This is a genomic window from Streptomyces sp. IBSBF 3136, assembly GCF_036815105.1.
GTDB lineage: Bacteria > Actinomycetota > Actinomycetes > Streptomycetales > Streptomycetaceae > Streptomyces.
Genome location: NZ_JAJSZC010000380.1, coordinates 1 through 4,097 on the forward strand (window position 1 = coordinate 1; position 4,097 = coordinate 4,097).

The 4,097-nt window shown below is 71.7% G+C and carries 1 protein-coding gene; it reads right to left on the bottom strand.

The features are described 5' to 3' along the window. Positions 1-88: 88 nt before the first annotated feature. Entirely contained in the window at positions 89-3,232 is a 3,144-nt protein-coding gene (ileS, locus tag V7E45_RS39100) for an isoleucine--tRNA ligase (RefSeq protein ID WP_333779047.1), read from the bottom strand. Positions 3,233-4,097 lie beyond the last annotated feature (865 nt).

The window sequence follows — 4,097 nt, forward strand, 5'->3', positions numbered from 1 at the left end:
CGGTGGGCCCCCCGCCGCCCCCCCCCCCCCCCCCCGGGGCCGCCCCCCCCCCGGGGGGGGGGGGGCGGGCCCCTTCGCGTGGTCCCGCTTACGCCTTGCGCAACCGGAAGGTGAGGGACAGGCCCTCGTCGGTGAACGGCTCCCCGAAGCCGGCGTCCGCCTCGCCCTGGGCGAAGTCGGTCGCCAGGACCTCCTCGGCGATCAGCCCGGCGTGCTCGGCCAGGGCCGCGACGACCGCCGGGTCGGTGGACGTCCAGCGCAGGGCGATCCGGTCGGCGACGTCCAGGCCGCTGTTCTTGCGGGCCTCCTGGATCAGCCGGATCGCGTCACGGGCCAGACCGGCCTGCCGCAGCTCCTCGGTGATCTCCAGGTCCAGCGCCACCGTGGCACCGGAGTCGGAGGCCACCGACCAGCCCTCGCGCGGGGTCTCCGTGATGATCACCTCGTCGGGGGCGAGGGCGACCGTCTCGCCGTCGACCTCCACCGACGCCGTGCCCTCGCGCAGGGCCAGCGACAGCGCGGCGGCGTCGGCGGCGGCCACGGCCTTGGCCACGTCCTGCACCCGCTTGCCGAACCGCTTGCCCAGCGCCCGGAAGTTGGCCTTCGCGGTGGTGTCCACGAGCGAGCCGCCGACCTCGGACAGCGAGGCCAGGGAGGAGACGTTCAGCTCCTCGGTGATCTGCACGTGCAGCTCGGGGTCCAGGGCCTCGAAGCCGGTCGCGGCGATCAGCGCCCGGGACAGCGGCTGGCGGGTCTTGACGCCCGACTCCGCGCGCGTGGCGCGGCCCAGCTCCACCAGACGGCGTACCAGGACCATCTGCTTCGACAGCTCCGGGTCGATGGCGGACAGGTCCGCCTCCGGCCAGGGGGCCAGGTGCACGGACTCCGGGGCGCCCGGCGCCACCGGCACGACCAGGTCCTGCCACACCCGCTCGGTGATGAACGGGGTGATCGGCGCCATGAGCTTGGTGACCGTCTCCAGCACCTCGTGCAGCGTGCGCAGCGCGGCCTTGTCGCCCTGCCAGAAGCGGCGGCGCGAACGGCGGACGTACCAGTTGGACAGGTCGTCGACGAACGCGGACAGCAGTTTGCCGGCGCGCTGGGTGTCGTACGCCTCCAGGGCCTGGGTCACCTGGTCGGTGAGCGCGTGCAGCTCGGACAGCAGCCAGCGGTCGATCAGCGGGCGCTCGGCCGGGGCCGGGTCCGCCGCGGACGGCGCCCAGTTGGACGTACGGGCGTACAGGGCCTGGAAGGCCACCGTGTTCCAGTACGTCAGCAGGGTCTTGCGGACGACCTCCTGGATGGTGCCGTGGCCGACCCGGCGGGCCGCCCACGGGGAGCCGCCGGCCGCCATGAACCAGCGGACCGCGTCCGCGCCGTGCTGGTCCATCAGCGGGATCGGCTGCAGGATGTTGCCCAGGTGCTTGGACATCTTGCGGCCGTCCTCGGCGAGGATGTGGCCGAGGCAGACGACGTTCTCGTACGACGACCGGTCGAACACCAGGGTGCCGACGGCCATCAGCGTGTAGAACCAGCCGCGCGTCTGGTCGATCGCCTCGGAGATGAACTGGGCCGGGTAGCGGCTCTCGAACAGCTCCTTGTTCTTGTACGGGTAACCCCACTGGGCGAACGGCATCGAGCCCGAGTCGTACCAGGCGTCGATGACCTCCGGCACGCGCGTGGCGGTCTTCCCGCAGCCGTCGTGGCGGCAGGCGAAGGTGACCTCGTCGATGTAGGGGCGGTGCGGGTCGAGGCCCGACTGGTCGGTGCCGGTCAGCTCGGTCAGCTCCGCGCGGGAGCCGACGCAGGTGAGGTGGTCGTCCTCGCAGCGCCAGATCGGCAGCGGGGTGCCCCAGTAGCGGTTGCGGGAGAGCGCCCAGTCGATGTTGTTGTTCAGCCAGTCGCCGTAACGGCCGTGTTTGACCGTGTCCGGGAACCAGTTGGTCTTCTCGTTCTCCTGGATCAGGCGGTCCTTGATGGCCGTCGTCCGGATGTACCAGGAGGGCTGCGCGTAGTACAGCAGCGCGGTGTGGCAGCGCCAGCAGTGCGGGTAGCTGTGCTCGTACGGAAGGTGCCGGAAGAGCAGGCCGCGCTGCTGGAGGTCCTCGGTGAGCTTCTCGTCGGCCTTCTTGAAGAAGACGCCGCCGACCAGCGGGAGGTCCTCCTCGAAGGTGCCGTCCGGGCGGACGGGGTTCACCACGGGCAGGCCGTAGGAGCGGCAGACCTTGAGGTCGTCCTCACCGAAGGCGGGGGACTGGTGGACCAGACCCGTGCCGTCCTCGGTGGTGACGTAGTCGGCGTTCACCACGTAGTGGGCGGGGGCCGGGAACTTGACCAGCTCGAACGGGCGCCGGTACGTCCAGCGCTCCATCTCGGCGCCCGTGAAGGCCTGGCCGATGGTCTCCCAGCCCTCGCCGAGCGCCTTGGCGACGAGCGGCTCGGCGACGACGACCTTCTCCTCGCCGTTCGTGGCGACGACGTAGGTGACCTCGGGGTGCGCCGCGACCGCCGTGTTGGACACGAGGGTCCACGGGGTCGTCGTCCACACCAGGAGCGCGGCCTCGCCGGCGAGCGGGCCCGAGGTGAGAGGGAAGCGGACGTACACGGAGGGGTCCACGACCGTCTCGTAGCCCTGGGCCAGTTCGTGGTCGGACAGGCCGGTACCGCAGCGCGGGCACCACGGGGCGACACGGTGGTCCTGGACCAGCAGGCCCTTGCCGAAGATCTCCTTCAGCGACCACCAGACCGACTCCACGTACTCGGGGTCCATGGTGCGGTAGGCGTCGTCCAGGTCGACCCAGTAACCCATGCGGGTGGTCAGCTCGGCGAAGGCGTCGGTGTGCCGGGTCACGGACTCGCGGCACTTGGCGTTGAACTCGGCGATGCCGTACGCCTCGATGTCCTGCTTGCCGGAGAAGCCCAGCTCCTTCTCCACCGCCAGCTCCACGGGCAGGCCGTGGCAGTCCCAGCCGGCCTTGCGGCCCACGTGGTAGCCGCGCATGGTGCGGAAGCGGGGGAAGACGTCCTTGAAGACGCGTGCCTCGATGTGGTGGGCGCCGGGCATGCCGTTGGCGGTGGGCGGGCCTTCGTAGAACACCCACTCCGGGCGGCCCTCGGACTGCTCCAGGCTCTTGGCGAAGATCTTCTGGTCGCGCCAGAAGTCGAGCACCGCGTGCTCAAGCGCGGGCAGGTCGACCTGGGCGGGCACCTGGCGGTACGTCGGCGCTGTCATCTGCGAGCATCCTCCAACGGACTTGCTGCCTTCCGTCGGAGGGACGAGAGCCTTCATTCGTCTACGCCGTGTGCGGCGCGCTCCCGCGGTACCACCCTCCTTGGCCCCTCGGCGTGCCGTACGCGCCGCTGAGCCCCCTCATTGGGGTCGCGAGCCGGTTCTACTCGCCGCGGGTCCCCACGGCTTTCTTCCGGCGGCTCCGGGGTGATCTTCACGCCGCGCTCGCCCCCGGGCTCACACCGTCCCCGGGTCGCTCTGGGCTGCGTACGCCGCTACTCGTCCCCATCCACGCTTTTCGCTCCGCCCAGTGTACGGCGCCGCGCGGACAGCGGCCGACCGCTTTTCGGCGGCCCGCGCGGGCGACCGGCCGGCACGGGGCCGGTGACCCGGATGGCGTCGGGCGTGGCGACCCGTGTCGGGGCCCGGCGGACCTGCCGGATTACCCGGCGGGGAGCGGGGCACAACGGATGCAGGTCCGCTGCGCGGGGGGTGCGGGCGGGCGAATCGGGCGGTGTGCCCCGTTGCCGCGGGACTCAAGTCGATTTATCGTCCCAGCACGATTCGCGTGCAAGATCACAATATGTGAAGGGGCCGCGGCCATGGTGGCGAAGAAGACCCCCGTACAGCAGCCGGCGACCGGCCGCTCCCGGGGCGCGGAAGCCTCCGGTGGTACGGCCGCGTCCCCGGGCGAGCCCATGAGGGCCGGCCGCGCGGAGCACACCGAGGCGTCCGGGAAGCGCTCCGGAGGCGAGCCGGGACCCACCCGGGGGAAGGCGCCCACGGGAGAGGAAAGCGGCCGGAAGCGGGGTAGTACTGCGGGGGCCGGGAAGAAGACTGCGGTCGAAGGGGCGGGAAAGGCGGGGAC

Coding starts and splice junctions, on each gene's coding strand:
- ileS (WP_333779047.1), bottom strand. CDS start 3,232: ATGACAGCGCCGACGTACCGCCAGGTGCCCGCCCAGGTCGACCTGCCC.